General features: G+C 51.2%; 13 protein-coding genes. All 13 read right to left on the reverse strand.

Annotated elements, in window-relative coordinates:
* Positions 1–22: 22 nt before the first annotated feature.
* The 13 genes from ACESZP_RS12145 to ACESZP_RS12205 all read right to left on the reverse strand — a co-directional run bounded on the left by ACESZP_RS12145 (position 23) and on the right by ACESZP_RS12205 (position 17856).
* The gene (locus ACESZP_RS12145; protein ID WP_178039347.1) at positions 23–883 is read right to left on the reverse strand and encodes an SIS domain-containing protein; all 861 of its coding nucleotides are present in this window, start codon (positions 881–883) and stop codon (positions 23–25) included.
* A gap of 27 nt (positions 884–910) precedes the next feature.
* Entirely contained in the window at positions 911–2455 is a 1545-nt protein-coding gene (locus ACESZP_RS12150) for an FGGY-family carbohydrate kinase (protein WP_499709122.1), read from the reverse strand.
* Between the two features lie 17 nt (positions 2456–2472).
* Entirely contained in the window at positions 2473–3333 is an 861-nt protein-coding gene (locus tag ACESZP_RS12155) for an L-ribulose-5-phosphate 3-epimerase (RefSeq protein ID WP_499709123.1), read from the reverse strand.
* A complete protein-coding gene (locus ACESZP_RS12160; protein ID WP_499709124.1) occupies positions 3302–3970 on the reverse strand; it encodes a ribulose-phosphate 3-epimerase in 669 nt (222 codons plus the stop codon). Before ACESZP_RS12160 ends, ACESZP_RS12155 begins: the two co-directional genes overlap by 32 nt.
* A gap of 230 nt (positions 3971–4200) precedes the next feature.
* A complete protein-coding gene (gene hxlB, locus ACESZP_RS12165; RefSeq protein ID WP_499709125.1) occupies positions 4201–4761 on the reverse strand; it encodes a 6-phospho-3-hexuloisomerase in 561 nt (186 codons plus the stop codon).
* Between the two features lie 449 nt (positions 4762–5210).
* Positions 5211–7496, reverse strand: coding sequence for a hydratase (locus ACESZP_RS12170; protein WP_499709126.1), 2286 nt, complete (start codon positions 7494–7496; stop codon positions 5211–5213).
* 91 nt (positions 7497–7587) lie between these two features.
* The gene (locus ACESZP_RS12175; protein WP_499709127.1) at positions 7588–9465 is read right to left on the reverse strand and encodes a Spy0128 family protein; all 1878 of its coding nucleotides are present in this window, start codon (positions 9463–9465) and stop codon (positions 7588–7590) included.
* A gap of 110 nt (positions 9466–9575) precedes the next feature.
* A complete protein-coding gene (locus ACESZP_RS12180; protein WP_499709128.1) occupies positions 9576–12200 on the reverse strand; it encodes a HAMP domain-containing sensor histidine kinase in 2625 nt (874 codons plus the stop codon).
* Positions 12201–12905 (reverse strand): response regulator transcription factor, encoded by a 705-nt coding sequence (locus ACESZP_RS12185; protein ID WP_499709129.1) that lies wholly within the window; start codon positions 12903–12905, stop codon positions 12201–12203. It lies immediately after the preceding gene.
* Positions 12906–13251: 346 nt separating this feature from the next.
* Positions 13252–14136: a DegV family protein gene (locus tag ACESZP_RS12190; RefSeq protein WP_499709130.1), complete on the reverse strand. Its 885-nt coding sequence runs from the start codon at positions 14134–14136 to the stop codon at positions 13252–13254.
* Between the two features lie 77 nt (positions 14137–14213).
* On the reverse strand, positions 14214–16142 hold the full coding sequence (locus tag ACESZP_RS12195) for an NAD(+) synthase (RefSeq protein ID WP_499709131.1): 1929 nt from the start codon (positions 16140–16142) through the stop codon (positions 14214–14216).
* A gap of 13 nt (positions 16143–16155) precedes the next feature.
* The gene (gene hslO, locus ACESZP_RS12200) at positions 16156–17037 is read right to left on the reverse strand and encodes an Hsp33 family molecular chaperone HslO (RefSeq protein WP_499709132.1); all 882 of its coding nucleotides are present in this window, start codon (positions 17035–17037) and stop codon (positions 16156–16158) included.
* Between the two features lie 72 nt (positions 17038–17109).
* Positions 17110–17856 (reverse strand): class I SAM-dependent DNA methyltransferase, encoded by a 747-nt coding sequence (locus tag ACESZP_RS12205; protein WP_499709133.1) that lies wholly within the window; start codon positions 17854–17856, stop codon positions 17110–17112.
* Between the last annotated feature and the right edge of the window lie 34 nt (positions 17857–17890).

Below are 17890 nucleotides of genomic sequence, written 5' to 3' on the forward strand. Positions count from 1 at the left end.
CCTTATAATAAAATTTAATTTATCATTTAAATCCTTTCCCTCGTATCTTGTTCAGTTCAAAGGATTTAGATGCGCTGTTTAACCGCTTTTCATAGCCCTTATCCGAGCGTACAAGCACACTCAGATACAGTGCGTCGATAACCATCTGCTCCGCAACACGCCGGGCTACAATATCCTTTCCCACTGTCACATCGCTGGTGGCAATAAACAGACTGATATCCGAAAGCCGTAAAAGCGGAGATTTACTCATTTTTGTAATACAAATAATGGTCGCTCCCCGTTCATCCGCTACCTTGGCCGCATTCAGGACGGTACGCGATTTTCCTTCGTAAGAAATGATAACCGCCACGTCTCCGGGGCCCAGATTACTGGCCTCCATCAGCTGCATAACCGGATCCTGCTGTGCGGAGCCCGGGATTCCCAATCTGCCGAATTTAAAATAAAACAACTGGCATACCGCTGCAGAATCGCCTGTCCCAAAGAAATGAATTGATTTTGCCTTCAGGAGAACCTGTACAGCCTCTTCATAAGCTTCCTTGTCTGCCAGAAGGATAGTATCTGTCAAAGTCTGCATATTGCTTTTATATACCTTCTGCAAATTGTCCAGAACAGAATCCTCTTTATGTATTTCCTCTACTGTCATAATGCTGCTGTCATTCAATGCATTGGCAAAGGCCTGTTTCATTTCCGAAAAACCGGAATAGCCCATTTTCCTGCAAAAACGGATAATCGAAGCATCTGAACTGTCCGTTTCTCTGGCAAGCTCCGCCAGTGTCATCAGACAAATCAGCTCCGGTTTTTCCAGCAGCGCCTGCGCCACTGCTTTTTCCGCCCTCGGCAGGGTCGGAATCAGAAATCTCAGTTTTACCATCAGCTCGTTCACGCGAATTCTCCTTCTGTCAGCTCTGTCTTACAGCCCGTTGTCCTCCAAATCCTGGTATGCATCCCAGACAGAATTCAATGCATCGGCTGTTTTTCTATACAAGTCATATTTTTTGTTGTAAATGGCCACATTTTCCGGAATCGGCTCTACCCTTGTGGTAATACGGCTCATCTTCGAAGCCGCTTCCTTCATGTCCCTGTATTCGCCTGTGGCTGTCGCTACAGCGATAGCGCATCCCAGAGCGCCGGTCTCATTAACGTCCACGATCTCGATAGGCAGATTCATTACGTCTGCAAAAATCTGCGTCCATACTTTTGATTTTGCCACTCCTCCGGTCAGCCGAATGACCTTGGGCCTGTCCGCCCTGGATACCAGCAGGTGCTCCAGATCCAGCCGGTGGGTAAACGCAATTCCCTCGTACACGCTGCGCACCAGGTGCTTTCTGGTGTGAAAACTGGTCATGCCCACGAAGCAGCTCTTTGCATGGGGATGCACATTACTTTCAAACAGGTAAGGCAGGAAGATTGGACAAAGCTCTTTTGCCGGAATTTCTTCCACCCAGCCATTCATAATTTCATAGATGCTGCGGCCCTCTGCTTTTGCCTGAGCCTTCAGCTCCGGCAGAAGCTCCCGCACAAACCACTCGTTATTGCCTGCGGATGCCGCTGTTCCCACCTCGACTAAATAATACTCTGGGAGCAGGAAAAATGTATTTCTAATATATTCCAGAAATTTTTTCTCAACAACCGGAGTTTTGGACAGATACAACTCCACGCTCCAGGTTCCGGCGATCATGCACAGTTCTTCCTCGGTCAGGACATTTGCCGCCAGCATGCAGGCCTGAATATCGAAGAGGCCGCCAATGACAGGGGTTCCTGCAAGAAGACCGCATTTTTCCGCCGCCTCCTCTGTTACCTGGCCGCAGATTTTGGCAGCCTCACACAGGGGCGGCAGAGCATCCCGGTACTGTTCCAGACCAAAAAGCTTCAGAAGCTCCATATCGTAATCACGGGTGTGCAGATTCAAAAAATTCGCGCCGGAGGAATCGCCGTACTCGGCTCCCGCCTCTCCGGTCAGCCGGAAGCGTACATAATCCTTTGCCTCGAAGATCCACTGAATCTTATCCATGCATTCGGGTTCATGATCCCGGAGCCATGCCAGAATGGCTACCGGCTGGCAAGACATGATTTTCTGGCAGGACAGCTTCGCGACCTCGCTTTCTGTACCGTCCTTTCTCCAGTTTTCCGTATACTTCCACGCCCGGTTATCGGTAGAGATAATACCGTTGCGTAAAGGGCGGTTGTCCTTCCCCCACAGATACAGGCCCTTACCATGGCCACAGATTCCTACGCCTGCGATATCTGCAGGATCGATACCGCTCTTTTCCAGCGCGTTTCGGGTTACGGTGCAGTTTGCTTCCCACATTTCATCCATATCCCGCTCCACAAAGCCGGGTGCCGGTACGATCATTTTTGTTTCCACAGAAGCTACGCAGATTTCTTTCCCCTCTCTGTCATAAATAGCTGCTTTCGTGGTCGTTCCGCCGTTATCCAATCCAAGAAAATATTTCATATCCCTGTTTCCTTTCTTTATACTTCCATGGCTCTGCGATACCGCTCCTCAATAAAGGCCTTGGCTGCCCGCACGTTAGCCCGGTCATCCTGTCCCTTTTTGTGCCACATTTCAATCATATAAGGACCTGTGTACCCCAGATCCTCCAGCTTCTTTAAGCAGCCCACAAAGTCTACGCAGCCCTCGCCAAAGGGAATGTCCTTAAAGACGCCGGGTTTGTCCGCTGTCTTGCACAGGGTATCCTTTAAATGTACGCCCACAATGCTGTGAATTCCGGCCTCCAGATCGTCCAGCGGATCGATACCCCAGGCTGAAATATTGCCCACATCCGGATATACCTTATACCAGGGAGATTGTATCTTGTTTTCATACACCAGATGCTTCCGAATACAGTTCATCAATTCAATATCCATAATCTCCGTTCCCAGCATAATCTGATAGCGGGCTGCCTGGGAAGCTGCCCAGAACATAGCCTCCTCATAACGTTTTTTGCTCTCGTCCGTGGACGGCTCATAGTATACGTCATATCCTGCCAGCTGAATCACGCGGACGCCCAGCTTATCCGCAAAAACCAACGCTTTCTCCATAATCTCCGCAGCCTTTACGCGGGTAGCCGGATCCGCGCTTCCAAACGGAAAACGACGATGCACGCTCAGGCACAGGGACTGGATAAACACCCCTGCCTTATGGGCTGCATCCTGAATCCGATAGATTTCTTCGTCACCGGCATAGATACGGGACAGGCGTTCGTCCGTCTCGTCGATGCTGATTTCCATAAAATCAAAGCCCAGCTCCTTCACCTTTGCCATGCGCTGATACCAATCATCCTCCGCGTCCAACGCCTTCTCATAGATTCCCAACAGATGTTTTCCTAACACGCTCTACCATTCCTTTCCTGTCTTCCGACGCAAAAAATGCTCTTCCTATAATTACCCGGTTCGCACCGCTCTCAATACAGTGTACCGCACGTTCCTCATTTAGGCCGCCATCCACCGCAATCCCGCATTCCGGTTTTTTTTCATTCAACATCCGGCGGATATCCCGGATTTTTTCAAAGGTAGTCTCCCGGAAGACTGCTCCCTCCGTGCCCGGGGCGCAACTCATTACCAGAATCTCCTTTATATAGGTTAAAAACGGAAGCAACTTATCCGCCTCCGTATCAGGAGCAATCGCCAGCCCCGGCTCAATCCCCTTCACTTCTATCTGCTGCAGATACTCCGCCAGCTGCTCCGGCTGTGCCGCTTCCACATGCAGTGTCAGCTTTTGAAGCGGAAGCTTCAGACACTCTTCCAGCATTGGCTGTGTCAGCTCCGCCATCAGATGAACGTCTCCGCAGGCCCTGTTCCAGTCCGTCAGTTGTCTGACCTGTGGCTGATTAAAGCCAAACAGCGGCACGAAATGGCCGTCCATCATATCTACATGGACCCAGTCCGCCCCGCTTTCTTCGATTTTATTTAAATCCCGTTCTATATGAAAAAAATCCGCTGCAAGCGCTGAAATACTTACCTCTGCCATCTTTTTTGCTCCTTTTTTCGCTTCATAACTTCAATTCAATACTATCAATCTAAAGGATTGAAGTAAACAGACGGTCTTTTTTTCTTATATTTTGCTCAGTTGTATCCTGTTTTTCACAACATTTTATGTGAATTATTGTGAAAAACATAGAATTCTTCACTTTTCACACTTCAATATGAATTATTTTATGTTTCTTTTTACTTCATTTTTACATTTATTTCTTTTTTCGTTTATTCCAGATTGGCATGTCTCTGAAACATGCTTTCTCCTGTAAGCCCGAGCTGTTCCATTAATATCATCATAATGTAATCCGAACAAATCATCAGACTTTGCTCAAACAGGCTTCCCATAGGCTGGATAGAATGTGATTTTTTCCCCTCATCAAATTTGCTGGACGCCGCTATCTGCAGAATTACATCTGCCATTTTACCTATTGCAGACTCCGGATAAATGGTAATAAGCGCAATCTTTGCACCAACCTTCTTTGCTGTTTCCGCATTTTTAACCAAAGCTCCTGTTTCACCCGAGCCACTGGTAATAAGAAGAAGATCGTCTGCTTCAATCGCCGGCGTCGTACATTCTCCTACTCTGTATGCTGTGATTCCGCTTTGCATCAGCCGCATGGCAAAACAGCTTGCAATCAGCCCGCTTCTTCCCGAACCGGCTACAAATACCCTTTTTGCTTTCTGAATTGCAGAGGCAATCGCTGTCTCCTCTTCATACGAAACCCTTTTTACTGTTTTACACAATTCCTCTAAAACTTCGCTTATTTCATGCATTTCTTTCCCCACGCCTCTCATTCTTTTTTCGTGATTTCATTCTACTCTGCGCTTCAAATGGAGTAAAGTTTGCCTCCTTTTTTCTATTTTTCGTTCCCCTTTCCTGATTTTTTCTCACATCCCCTGTATTTATTTTTATATAATTTGCACAAACTTTTTTGTTTTTCAGCTTCGCAGTGAAGTGTTTTTTGTTTTTTTCACTTCATAATCTGTTTTACTTTCATGAAATAAGGAAGAATCCTGCGAAGCAGGATTCTCCGCCTGCGGCGGGTCGCATAAGCGACATGATTCCATTCCGCCGCAGTGCGATCCCCCGGAGGGGCTTTTTGCTCTATAGGAATCATAGCTTTCACACTTTAATGTGACACGGTATTTCCTATAGAGCAAAAAAACTCCCTGCACATTTCGTATATTTCAACACACAAATGCACAGGGAGTTTCCTATCTTCTGTTATCTTCTTTTATCCTCTGTAATAGTTAATCAGACAGCCCTTCAGAATGATCTCTCGCTCATCATCGGTCAGTCCGCCCAGCTTCAGGGTTACTTCTCGGTCTTTTTCACCGTTTACGTATACAGGGATCTCAGCCTTCTTCTCTTCCACTGCCTTGCGGATCTCCGGAATAAAGAGGAAGTCTCCCTTGGCAAAGGGAAGAGTTCCCTCGTCAATCAGGAAGGGCAGCATGCCCCAGTTAATCAGATTGGAGCGGTAACGCTTGGTGGCGTAGGAGTTGGCGATGTTGGCCCAGCCGCCCAGTACCTTCTGGCAGGAGGCCGCCTGCTCTCTGGCGGAGCCATCGCCGGGCTTCACCGCAAAGATGGTGCTGCCCACGCCCACATTGGTCTTGTCCACGCCCGGATACCATGCGTTCAGGTTTTTAAATACCGGTTTCAGCTCCGGGACAGCTTCTGCCGGGCAATCTCCTGCCTCGATGGCCTTCTCGGCTTTCTGAATCGCCTTTGCCAGTCCCACATAGGCCGGATCCTTACGGGACAGAGTGAACTCTGCCAGTCCCAGCGGATTGGAACGATAGGAAGATGTCTCGCCGGACGGGATCAGCTCGTCGGTGGTCGTAACCGGATCGTGAATCTCCGATACCACCTTTAGAATCAGATGCTCCGCCAGGGCCGGCATAGCGGGCCAATCCTTGATATTCGGGCCAAACTTGATCTCTACGCTTGGATCTGCCACGCCCTTGCTGTCAAAGACGCGGTTCTCGTAAATCTTGCTGTCAAAAAAGTAACGCGGATTGCTGAAGTCCACGTCCATCTCGGTGGCTGCGGTCAGATAACCCTTGTTGGCTGCGGTGGCAGCGATGGAACGGGCGTCCATCAGCGCCACAGACGCAATCTGACCGCTCTGGAGCTTGGATCCCTCCCGGTTCGGGAAGTTACGGGTGGAATGACGAATACTGAAGCCGTTGTTTGACGGAGTGTCGCCTGCGCCGAAGCAGGGGCCGCAGAAGGCTGTCTTCAGAACCGCTCCGGTCTCCATCAGCGCAGCGGCAGATCCATTTTTTACCAGTTCCATGTAAATCGGCATACTTGCCGGGTATACGCTTAAGGTAAATTCATCCGGGCCGATGCTTGCGCCCTTTAAGATATCCGCTGCCGCGCAAATATTTTCAAAGCCGCCGCCTGCACAGCCTGCAATGATTCCCTGATCCACGTAAAGCTTTCCGTCGCGGATCTTGTCCGTCAGCCGGTAATCCACCGCGCCGCCCAAGGATACCAGGGCTTTCTTCTCCACATCCCGCAGGATATCGCCCAGGTTTGCCTTTACCTCCTCGATGGTATAGACATTACTGGGATGGAACGGCATGGCAATCATGGGCTTCACAGCGCTCAGATCCACATAAATCATACCGTCGTAGTAAGCCACCTTGCCCGGCTTCAGCTCTTTATAAGCTCCGGCTCTGCCATGAATTTCGTAAAACTCTTTGATAGTGTCGTCAGTCTTCCAGATAGAGGACAGGCAGGTGGTCTCGGTGGTCATAACGTCAATACCGATACGGAAATCTGCGCTTAAGTTCTCTACGCCGTCTCCAACGAACTCCATAACCTTATTATTGACATAACCCTTCTCAAAGACTGCCCCGATGATGGCCAGCGCCACGTCCTGGGGGCCGACGCCCTTCTGGGGCTCGCCGGTCAGGTACACGCCCACCACGCCGGGCATATTGATGTCATAGGTCTTATTCAGAAGCTGCTTTACCAGCTCCGGACCGCCCTCGCCCATGGCCATGGTTCCGAGGGCGCCGTAGCGGGTGTGGCTGTCGGATCCCAGAATCATCTTTCCGCCCTCTGCCAGCATCTCACGGGCAAACTGGTGGATAACGGCCTGATGAGGCGGTACGTAGACGCCGCCGTATTTCTTCGCGCAGGTCAGGCCAAACATGTGGTCATCCTCGTTGATGGTTCCACCTACAGCGCACAGACTGTTGTGACAGTTGGTCAGCACATAGGGAATCGGGAACTTCTCCAGTCCTGAAGCCCGGGCTGTCTGAATGATTCCTACAAATGTAATATCGTGGGACGTAAGCTTGTCAAATTTAATCTCCAGCTTGTCCATGTTGCCTGATGTATTGTGTGACTCCAGAATTCCATAGGCAATGGTCTGCTTTCTGGCCTCTTCCTTAGAGGGCACACTGCCAAGCTGGCTCTCCAGCACGCTCTGCGCGTCCCTGGTATCCGGTATGATCTCTGTTCCGTTCAGCAGATATGCTCCGCCTTCCAGTAATTGAACCATGTTTCTCCTCCTGCATTATACGCTTACTTTTTTCTTATCATTATAAAGATAGCTTGCACAGAATGCAAGCTATCTTCTCACTTATTCCTTCTTATTCGTACCGTTTTTTGCGGATATATCCGAGCGCAGCTGCCAGTCCCGCAAGAGCCAGGAACCCACAGCTTGCGGCCAGTTCCACCGGATTCTGGTCACCGGTGGCCACGGAAGCCGTCTGTGTCTTATTGCCGGATGAGCCGGAATGGCCTGAAGATCCGGTTTTCTTCGGTTCTTCTGTCTTCTTCGTCTCCTCTGGTTTCACCGGTTCCTTGTAACTGTTTTGAAATACAGGCTCTTTTCCTTCGGTATCCAGTTCCGCCACCAGTACACCGTCATCCTTTTGGATAACCTTTATGGTACAGGTATAAACCGTATTGTCGTAGGTCACATAGTCCAGCTGCTCTTTTTCCTCGCTGATAGTGTAGGTATAGCTGCCCGGTTCTTTAAAGGTCAGCCGCTCAAAGACGATTTTGCCGTCTGCATCACTGGCTGCCCTGCGCACCACGTTTCCGCTCTCATCCTTCACCACAAAATGGAATTCTCCGGCATTCAGTTTCCGTCCATCCAGCTTCTTCGTTGCTTCCAGGATCACATCCACAGGCTTGATTTCCACCGGTTTATAACGGTTTTCGAATACCATTTTCTCTATCGTTTCCTGGCTGCCATCTTTGCTGATGCCTGTCTCCAGCTGAAGCTGTCCGGCGAAGAAGCTGACATTCACTGTCACATGATACACAGAAAGGTCATAGGTTATCCCGGAAGCTCCTTCATTTGCCTCTGTCACCTTATACCGATAGGTTCCCGGCTTTGTAAATGAAATTTCACCAAACCGGAAGCTTCCGTCTGCCGTATTTCGAACCTCAGTACCGCCTGCCGCAGGCATCGGCATGGACTGACCGGCTGCCTCCGCATTTTCCTCTGAAAGGGCTGTGATCTCCGGCACATCCTCTTCCAGCCGGAACAGGAACTCCCCACCGGTCAGTTCCTTCGGCGCAAGCTCATTTCCCTTTTCCTCATACAGGTCTTTCTGTCCGGTCAGGGCGAGTGTAACCGGAGACGCTTCTGACCCGATACTCTCCAGAACAGACAGCATGACCTCTTTTACTCCGGCTGCGCTCGTTGCTGCCTTATAATAGTCTTTCGTCCTCGTACGCTCGCCCAGGCTGCCCCTGTCATTCGCTGTGGCGCTGGGATAGTTGCTGGAAACCGCATGCAGAAACCGATTTGAATCCGAAGTTGCCTCCGTTACCTCTCCGGCATCCGCTCCGCTCTGAATCCCAATCGTATAAACCTCCGCTCCCTTGTCCTTTATGCTTTTCGCAGCCGCTACTCCTGCATTGGCAACCACCGGATCATAATTGCTGAAGCTCGACGGGCCTCCGTCTGTGAAAAAAATTACAATCTGGCGTCTGTTGGAGCGCTCCGTAATATATCTCTCCGCCAGCTCCAGGCCGTAATCTGCTCTCGTTGCTCCGGATGACCTTAATCCGTTTGCTCCGTCTTTGATATCCCGCATGTCATCCGTGAGCGGCTTTACAATCTGTGAATTATTATACTTGTATTGGCCCTGTTGATACTCATCATTTCCTATTTCTTCCTTTTTATCTCCGGCAAACTTAATCAGCGCCACGCGATGCTTCTCACCGCCCTCGCCCACTGTATCATTGATACTTTGTATTTCATCCGTCAACGCCGCTACAGCTGTCTTCAATCCATCTATTCTTTTTGTCCTGTCTTCACTGCCAAACGGATCATCCATCGACCCGGATACATCCAGCACCAGCACAATATCCGCCGCGCCGCCCGCCGGCTCATTTTGGGAAGGCTGTCCCTCCTCTGCCCGCGCAGTCATCCCTGTGGAAAGCACGCCCACAGCCAGCGTCAGTGTCAACAGCGCTGCGCCCAGTTTCTTTAAAAGCCCTCGTTTCTTCACTTTTATCCCCTCCTGCATTCTCTGAATCCTCTTTATTATACAGGAAAATAAAGTTCTTTGTACACTAACCAAACGGCTAGTCTTTTCAGACTAGCCGCTCACTTTTATCCCTATTCGTTTTTTTCTTCCGCTTCCGGGAAGATAATCGTCACCTTAAACAGATCCCCGTCCAGATAGATATTGAAGCTGCCCTTCTGAAGCTCCGTCAGGTTCCGGGCGATGGAAAGTCCCAGGCCGCTGCCTTCGGTGCTGCGGGCCACATCTCCCCGGATAAAACGCTCCGTCAGCTCGTCCGCGTTAATGTTCAAAGGCTGCTCGGAGATATTTTTGATGCTGAACCGCACCATATGGCCCACCGTAGTCAATTCCACATAGACCCGGGTGTTCGGCATGGCGTACTTGGCCGTATTGTTATACAGATTCTCCACCACGCGCCAGAGCCTGCGCCCGTCGGCCACGATGACTACCGGCTCCTCCGGCATATCCACCACCAGCTTCAGGCCTTTCGCCTCAAACTTCTCGCTGAATTCGCCGTTGGTCTGCTGAATCAGCTCCTGGAAATTAAGCCTTGTCAGCTCCAGCTTCACATTGCCGGAGCTGATTTTCGACGCTTCCACCAGGTCGTCGGTCAGATGCTTCAGGCGCATGGCCTTATCCTCCAGAATCGCGATATAATTCTTTGCCCGTTCATTCTGGATATCCTCCCGTTTCAGCAAATCCACGTAATTGATAATTGATGTCAGCGGCGTCTTGATATCATGGGACACATTGGTAATCAGGTCGGATTTCAGCCGCTCGTCCTTGACGCTCTTTTCCACCGCTGCAGACAGGCCGCTGCCCATCTGGTTCACTGCCTCCGCAAAAGCCAGATTATCGCCGCTGATCTGGTCGGTGGGAATCTGCGCGTTCAACTCCCCTGCGGAGATCCGTTTGATGCCGTCCAGGATCCGCTGCCGCTGAGCCGCCTGCCGGAGCAGGAAAATTCCCACACCAAGGTCAAAGAACGCCAGCAGGATAATTCCAATTTCCCCCATTATCAGGAGCACTACGTTTACCAGCAGAAAGCCTGCATAGGAAAGCATGGTCTTCGTGGTGGTCTTCCGATTCTTCATCATCTCCCCGAAAACACTGCTGATCAGGTAGAGAATACTGTTCTTCCACAGGGTATGGGCCTTGATTCTGCGTACCAGGCTGATATAACCGGTGAGAAACATTCCATTCAACACAAAGGCCACGCCCCCGCCCACCAGGGCGAATTCCGGCATCTCCAGATTCCGTACCGAGACGCCGACAGACGCCAGAACCAGGATAATCCAGGCCGGTACAATCAGAATCAACGCCGCCAGCTCCGACCGTATCCGGTCAAAGCGGTTCAACATAATCTCACCGTCCTCGTCAGTGCTGCGTCCTGCTGCCAAAGTCAGATACACCATGCTTAGCAGATACAAAATCGCTCCCAGCATCACGCCGTAGACCGCCACCCGGCTCACCGGCGCGATTTCCTCATACTGCTTCTTATACTGGGCCAGCTTATCGCTCGCCTTATATCCGGAGTCCACAGCTACCACCAGAATATAATCCCCTTCCACGGAAGGCGAATAGCTCTTCACATAACTGCTCAGCTCGCTTAAGGAAATCGGCATACCATTGGCTTCATAATTCATATCTGAGCTGTCATAAATCAGATAATCCTTATAAGAGGTACGAATGTAATTCAGCAGCCCCTCCTGGCTGGAAAATTTTTCCTTTCCAAAGCTTTTCATATTAGTGGAAATCTTTTTAGAAAAATCCTCCGGTGAAACCTGCTCCACTGATTTCGGAATGACAAAATAGCGCATATTGGTCATGCTGGGACTGAATAGCTCCAGATTCTCCGTGTACGCGTAATAATCATTGTAAATGACCGGGAGTACATTTTCCAGATCATAATAAATCTCCTGAAGCTGGGCGGTGGTCAACCGCTTCGCCTCTGCATAGGCGGTAATGCTGTCGTAGCCCACCGGTCCATACCGCTCCTCTACCGCCTCCAGCTGCTCCACATTGCGGACAGTAGTGCTCTGCATCATATCGAAAGGACTGCTTTCTCCGTCTGTAATGAATTCCTCCACAAAACCTTCCATATTTTCTTCGGACATCGCAGATGTGGCGGATGATTCCTCCGCATCCGTCTCATCCGCTGTATCACCCTCAGGTACGGAGGTTATGGACGTTTCACTGTTCCCCTTATTTACGGTAGAGATCGAGGCCACCTCTGTTCCATCCTCACCGTACAGAGACTGCTCCGTATAATTGGTGAAACCCTTGGACAGATAGCCTACGGTGCCGTCATCGTAGGTAATCTTCATCAGGGTACCGGTCTCCATGCCATCCAGAGACCAGTTCAGCAGATCCGTCAGTTCATAATACAGGCCTCCGTCCTTCACGTCGCCACTTCCGATGGTACTGTTTTCTGCGTATTGCTGAACATCTACGAGAATCTTGCCGTCGTAGACGCCATTTTTCTCAAACTTACTCTCCCGGCTGGCAGCCCGGACGCAACGGTAGATCTGCTCCAAAACCTCATCCTGATAATAACCGGTGCTCTCAAAGGTCTGATCCTTTCCCACGAATCCAAAGCCGCTGCCGCCCACATAGACCGTACACACGACCACGGACAGCACCAGCACCACCGCGCAAATCTGATTCAATAGCAGCGCCGTGAGCTTCCACGGCTTCGAATATTCCCATCGCTTCATTTACAGCTTCTCCACCTTATATCCAATGCCCCACACCACCTTCAGATAGCGGGGCTCCTTCGCGTTAATCTCGATCTTTTCCCGGATGTGACGGATATGGACCGCCACCGTATTATCCGCGCCGATGGCGTCTTCATTCCAGATACCCTCATAAATCTGATTAATGGAGAACACCTTACCCTGATTCTTCACCAGAAGCAGCAAAATATTATACTCAATCGGCGTCAGCTTCACCGGCTCACCGTCCACGGTCACTTCCTTCAGATCGTCGTTCATAACCAGGCCGCCGGTCTGATAGATCTTCTGATTCTCATCCATCGCATTGCCAAGCTTCGTATAGCGGCGCAGCTGTGACTTCACCCTGGCCACCAGCTCCAGCGGATTAAAGGGTTTCGTCATGTAATCGTCCGCGCCGATATTCAACCCCAGAATCTTATCCGCGTCCTCCGACTTGGCTGACAGAATAATAATCGGAATACTACTCTTCTCCCGAATCTTAAGCGTCGCCCTCAGGCCGTCCAGCTTCGGCATCATAATATCAATCAGCAGCAGCTGCACATCCTCCTGCTCCAGCATTTCCACCGCCTGCACCCCGTCGTAGGCCTTCAAAATCCGGTACCCCTCCTGGGACAGATAAATCTCTATCGCGTCCACAATCTCCCTGTCATCATCACAGACCAGGATTGTATTCTTCTTTTTGTTCATGTTCTCACCCTCATAGCATTCTCAAAACATAGATAAACAGTAACATGATACGATTACATTTTACTGTTTATCATAAGTTATAACAAGGCTTTTTTAAGTTCTCACAACGATAATTCTTAAGATTTTCTTGGGATTCTTTCAATCACCAGAAAAGAGAAAATATCCCCCTCACCGGGCGTTAGCTTATTTTCCGCAGCTTCTGACCGCGCTAGGCAGCGCCTGAAGGAGCCACTGTCTGAGGCCCTTCAGGGCCGAGTTTGGCGATCAGGCGCGAATAAGCCGCGCGGTCAGAAGCCGGAAAATAATGCGTGCCCGGCGAGGGGGATATTTTCTCTTTTTGTCCGTCTTACTTCAAATATTCCGCATACTTCTCTTCACTGGCACTGAGGAACACAATACCGATGATACCCGGGCCTGTATGCGCTCCGATAGCGCATCCAACCCAGGACTTGATAATCCCCTTGCAATGATACTTCTCCATCAGCATTGCGCTCACCTTCTCGCAGGTCTCCGGATCATTTCCGTGTACTACGCCAATGATCTGTTTATCCAGATCCACGCCGCGCTCGCCCACCAGCTCCACGCACCGCTTCAGCGATTTATGCCGTCCGCGCACCTTCTCAATGGCTACCAGCGCACCGTCGTCATTGACCTCGATGATCGGCTTCAGATCCAGCACGCCGCCCAGTACTGCGGAAGTCCGGCTCAGACGGCCGCCCTTGTACAGATACTCCAGGGTTTCCACCGTCACGATATGCTCCATATGATCGCAGAAGAACTGCGCTGCCTCAATGATCAGATCCTTCGGCGCGCCATTTGCCTGCATCCGCAGGATTTTCTCCACTGCCAGACCAAAGCCCAGAGAGGCGCACTTGGTATCAATGATGGTCAGATCAAAATCCGGATACTCCTCCAGAAGCTCTTCCTTTGCCAGATTTGCCGCATTGAAGGTACCCGCGATACCGGTAGAGAAGCACATATACAGCACCTCGTCCCCGGCCTTGGCGTAGGGTTCAAAATTCTCCCGGAACATATACTGATTGATGTGGTAGGTCTTGATATCAGTCCCTTGCGCCTGAATCCGGTAGAAATCCTCCGGGAAAATGGTCTTGCCGTCAAAATAATCCGTTCCATCAATGGTTACCGGCGTCGGAATCACATGAAGCTTGTATTTCTCGACAATCTCCTTGGGCAGATCCGTTGCCGAATCCGTAATAATCTTAAATGCCATGTTCTTCTCCCCTGAATTTAATTTGCGGCCTATGATACCGGCCCATCATTTGGTTTACATAACTCAAATTTCATTTCCTACTCTAAGGTCTCAAGCTGCGCCAGCCACAACGCAGAGCAGGCATCGCTGGGCATCCGCAAATCTCCCCGCGGCGATACCGCTACAGAACCCACCTTCGGGCCGTCCGGCAGACAGGACCGCTTAAACTGCTGGGCAAAATATCTGCGGTAGAATACCTTCAACCATTTAAGCATGGTCTCCTTATCATAGACGTCCGCAAAGGCTTTCTGAGCCAGCCGGTAAATCTTCGCCGGTTCAAAGCCGAAACGTAAGATGTAATACAGATAAAAATCATGCAGCTCATAGGGACCCACCAAATCCTCTGTCTTCTGGGCAATTTCCCCGTCCTTCGGCGGCAGCAGCTCCGGGCTCACCGGCGTATCCAATACGTCCAGCAGCACCCCGGAAAGCTTCTCATCCCCACAGGTATCTGCGTAATATCGTACCAGATGGCGCACCAGCGTCTTCGGCACCCCCGCATTGACGCCGTACATAGACATGTGGTCGCCATTGTAGGTGGCCCAACCCAGGGCCAGCTCCGACATATCGCCGGTACCAATGACCATGCCGCCCGCCTGGTTGGCCAAATTCATCAAAACCTCCGTACGCTCCCGCGCCTGGGAATTCTCGTAGGTCACGTCATGCACATCCGGATCGTGTCCGATATCCCGGAAATGGATGGTCACCGCCTCGCGGATATCCACCTCCTTCAGCGTCGCTCCAAGCTTTTCTACCATATCACAGGCATTCCGGTAAGTCCGGTCTGTGGTTCCAAAGCAGGGCATGGTCACGCCCAGAATACCGGAACGGTCCAGTCCCAGACTGTCAAAAGCCTTCACCGTAACCAGAAGCGCCAGAGTGGAATCCAGACCGCCGGAGATACCGACCACCGCCGTCTTGCAATGGGTATGCTCCAGCCGCTTCTTCAGGCCCATATACTGAATGGCGAAAATCTCCTCACAGCGCCGCTGTCTGTCACTGTCGCTGCCGGGCACGAAGGGCGCCGGATCCACATAACGGGACAGCTCTGTATCTTCCTTTTTCAGATGGAAGCCAACCTCCACATAGAGTCTGGAGCTATCCGTCCGGAAGGTGGTCATTCTTCTGCGCTCGCCCACCAGCCGTGCGATATCCAGCTCCGCATAAATGGTCTCACTGGTAAATCGGGCCGATTCTGCCAGAATCGTTCCATTTTCCGCAATAATATTATGACCGCCAAACACCAGATCCTGGCTGGACTCACCCTCTCCTGCATTGGCATAGATATATCCGCATACCAGGCGGGCCGACTGTCCGCCTATGAGAGACTCCCGGTACAGATTCTTGCCTGTGGTCTCATCGCTGGCTGAGCAGTTCACGATGACCGTTGCGCCTGCCAGCGCATGACCGATGCTTGGCGGGTTCGGCACCCACACGTCCTCGCAGATCTCCGCAGCCACACTAAGTCCCGGAAGCTCCTCACAGGTGAACAGCAGTTTCGTTCCAAAATTGATATAATCGCCGTCCTCTCCCTCCTCGGGAACCCACACGTCCTCCACTTCCTGATTTCCCGGTGTGAAATGACGCAGCTCATAGAATTCCCCGTAATTAGGCAGATGCAGCTTCGGCACCAGGCCAAGCAGGTGTCCGCCGCAGAGAGCCGCCGCCACATTGTAAAGCTTGCCGTCCTTCTCCCAGGGAAGTCCCACGAAGATCAGCGCGTCCAGATCTGCCGTCTCTCTGGCGATATGGAACAACTCCTCCCGGGCGCTCTTTAGCAGAAGCTCCTGTAAGAATAAATCTGAGCAGGTATAGCCGGTAATGCCAAGCTCCGGAAATACGATGATCTTCGCGCCATGCTCCGCCGCCTCTCTGGCAAGCCTAATGGTCTCCGCGCCATTTCCCTTCGTGTCCGCCACCTGAATCTTCGGCGTCACCGCCGCCGTTCTGATAAACCCGTGTCTCATAGCTTCTCCTTATTTAGCGTTTTGCTATTTTCAGAATCTCTTTTAAATCCTCAATATCAAACTTGTAGGCATGATTGCAGAAATGGCATTTCACCTCGATGGGCTTGTTGTCCTGAATCATTTCCCGGATGTCCTTGCTTCCGATGCTGACGATGGCCTTCGCCACCCGCTCCCGGCTGCAGTTGCAGTACCAGGAAGCCGGAATGGTGTCGTTAATCTCCAGGCCGAAATCACCCAGCAGATACTCCAGAAGCTGCTCCGGGCTCATGCCCTGATCCAGAAGCTTCGTCACTGAATCCATGGTGGACAGCTTTGCTTCCAGTGCGTCAATGACCTTGTCGTCGGTAAAGGGCATCAGCTGAATGATGAAGCCGCCTGCCTGGCGAACCGTATTATCCTTATTTAACAACACGCCCAGTCCTACCGAGGATGGAACCTGCTCAGATGTGGCAAAGTAATAGGTCAAATCCTCCGCAATCTCGCCAGTCTGCAGTTCAACGGTTCCCACATAGGGCTCCTTAAGGCCCAGATCCTTGATCACCCGCAGGGTACCAGGCCCGATGGCGCCGGACACGTCCAGCTTTCCCTTTGCGTTCGCCGGAAGCAGCACCATGGGTTCATCTACATAGCCCTTTACTCTTGCCTTGGAATCCGCTGTGACGGTAATGCCGCCGATGGCTCCGGCTCCCTTGATCTGCAGGGTCAGCAGATCCGCGTCGCCCTTCATCATGGAACCCATCATGGCGCCGGCTGTCAGCAGACGTCCCAGGGCCGCTGTAGCCACCGGGCTGGTGTTGTGAATGGAGCGCGCCTGCTCCACCATTTCTCTGGATGTGATGGCAAAGGCACGAATCTGGTGATCCGCGGCCGTCGCCCTTACGATATAATCTCCCATAATTTTACTCCTCTTATTATGTCATTTTTCTGCGCCTGTACTTTTCTACGCTTTATCTGAACTTCCCATATCTCACGCTTTCCGCGCTGCGATACAGAACTTTCCCGTCGTATCCGTAACCTCTTTTCCAGTGTCTGAATCAAAGATCTGCTCCGCCTTCATTCCCGCCTGCTGCAACAGTTCCAGCACCCGCTCCAGCGCGTAAGCCTTCTGGATATGCGTCTCTTCAAAACGGGTATACCGGTCGTCCTCATCCCGGATATAGAGGGTCAGGTCGTACTGATTCAGCTGCTCCTCCGGGTCGTAATAATTTTCCCAGATAAAGCTTCCCTCCTCCCGGTTCTCCGCGATAGTGGTCTCGCCCAGCATCTTGCTGTACTTGTAAATGGTGTTCATGTCGAAAAAGAACACCCCGTCCGGATCGAGATAGTTCCGCACCAGACGGAACACATGCAGCAGCTCTTCCTCTTCCGTAATATAATTCAGGGAATCGCAGACGCTGACGATGGCCCGCACCGTGCCATAAAGTTCAAACTCCCGCATATCCTGCAGAAGATACAAAATATCGTGTCCCGATCCGGCGCGCTTCTCACAGGCCAGCTCCAGCATTTCCTCGGAAGCGTCCACGCCGATCATATCGTAGCCCGCATCCGCCAGAAGCTCCGTCATGCTGCCGGTTCCGCAGCCCAGATCCAACACCAGACCGTCCGGAATTCCGTATTCTTTTAATATCTCTGTGATCCGCCGGCTCCATTTCTCATAGGGAACCTGGTCCATAAACAGATCGTAAACCTCCGCAAAGCCTGTATACGCGTCCATCGCTGCTGTAACTCCTTCAATTGTCTGATTTTCC

This window comes from Candidatus Dorea massiliensis AP6, assembly GCF_964245105.1.
GTDB lineage: Bacteria > Bacillota > Clostridia > Lachnospirales > Lachnospiraceae > Laedolimicola > Laedolimicola intestinihominis.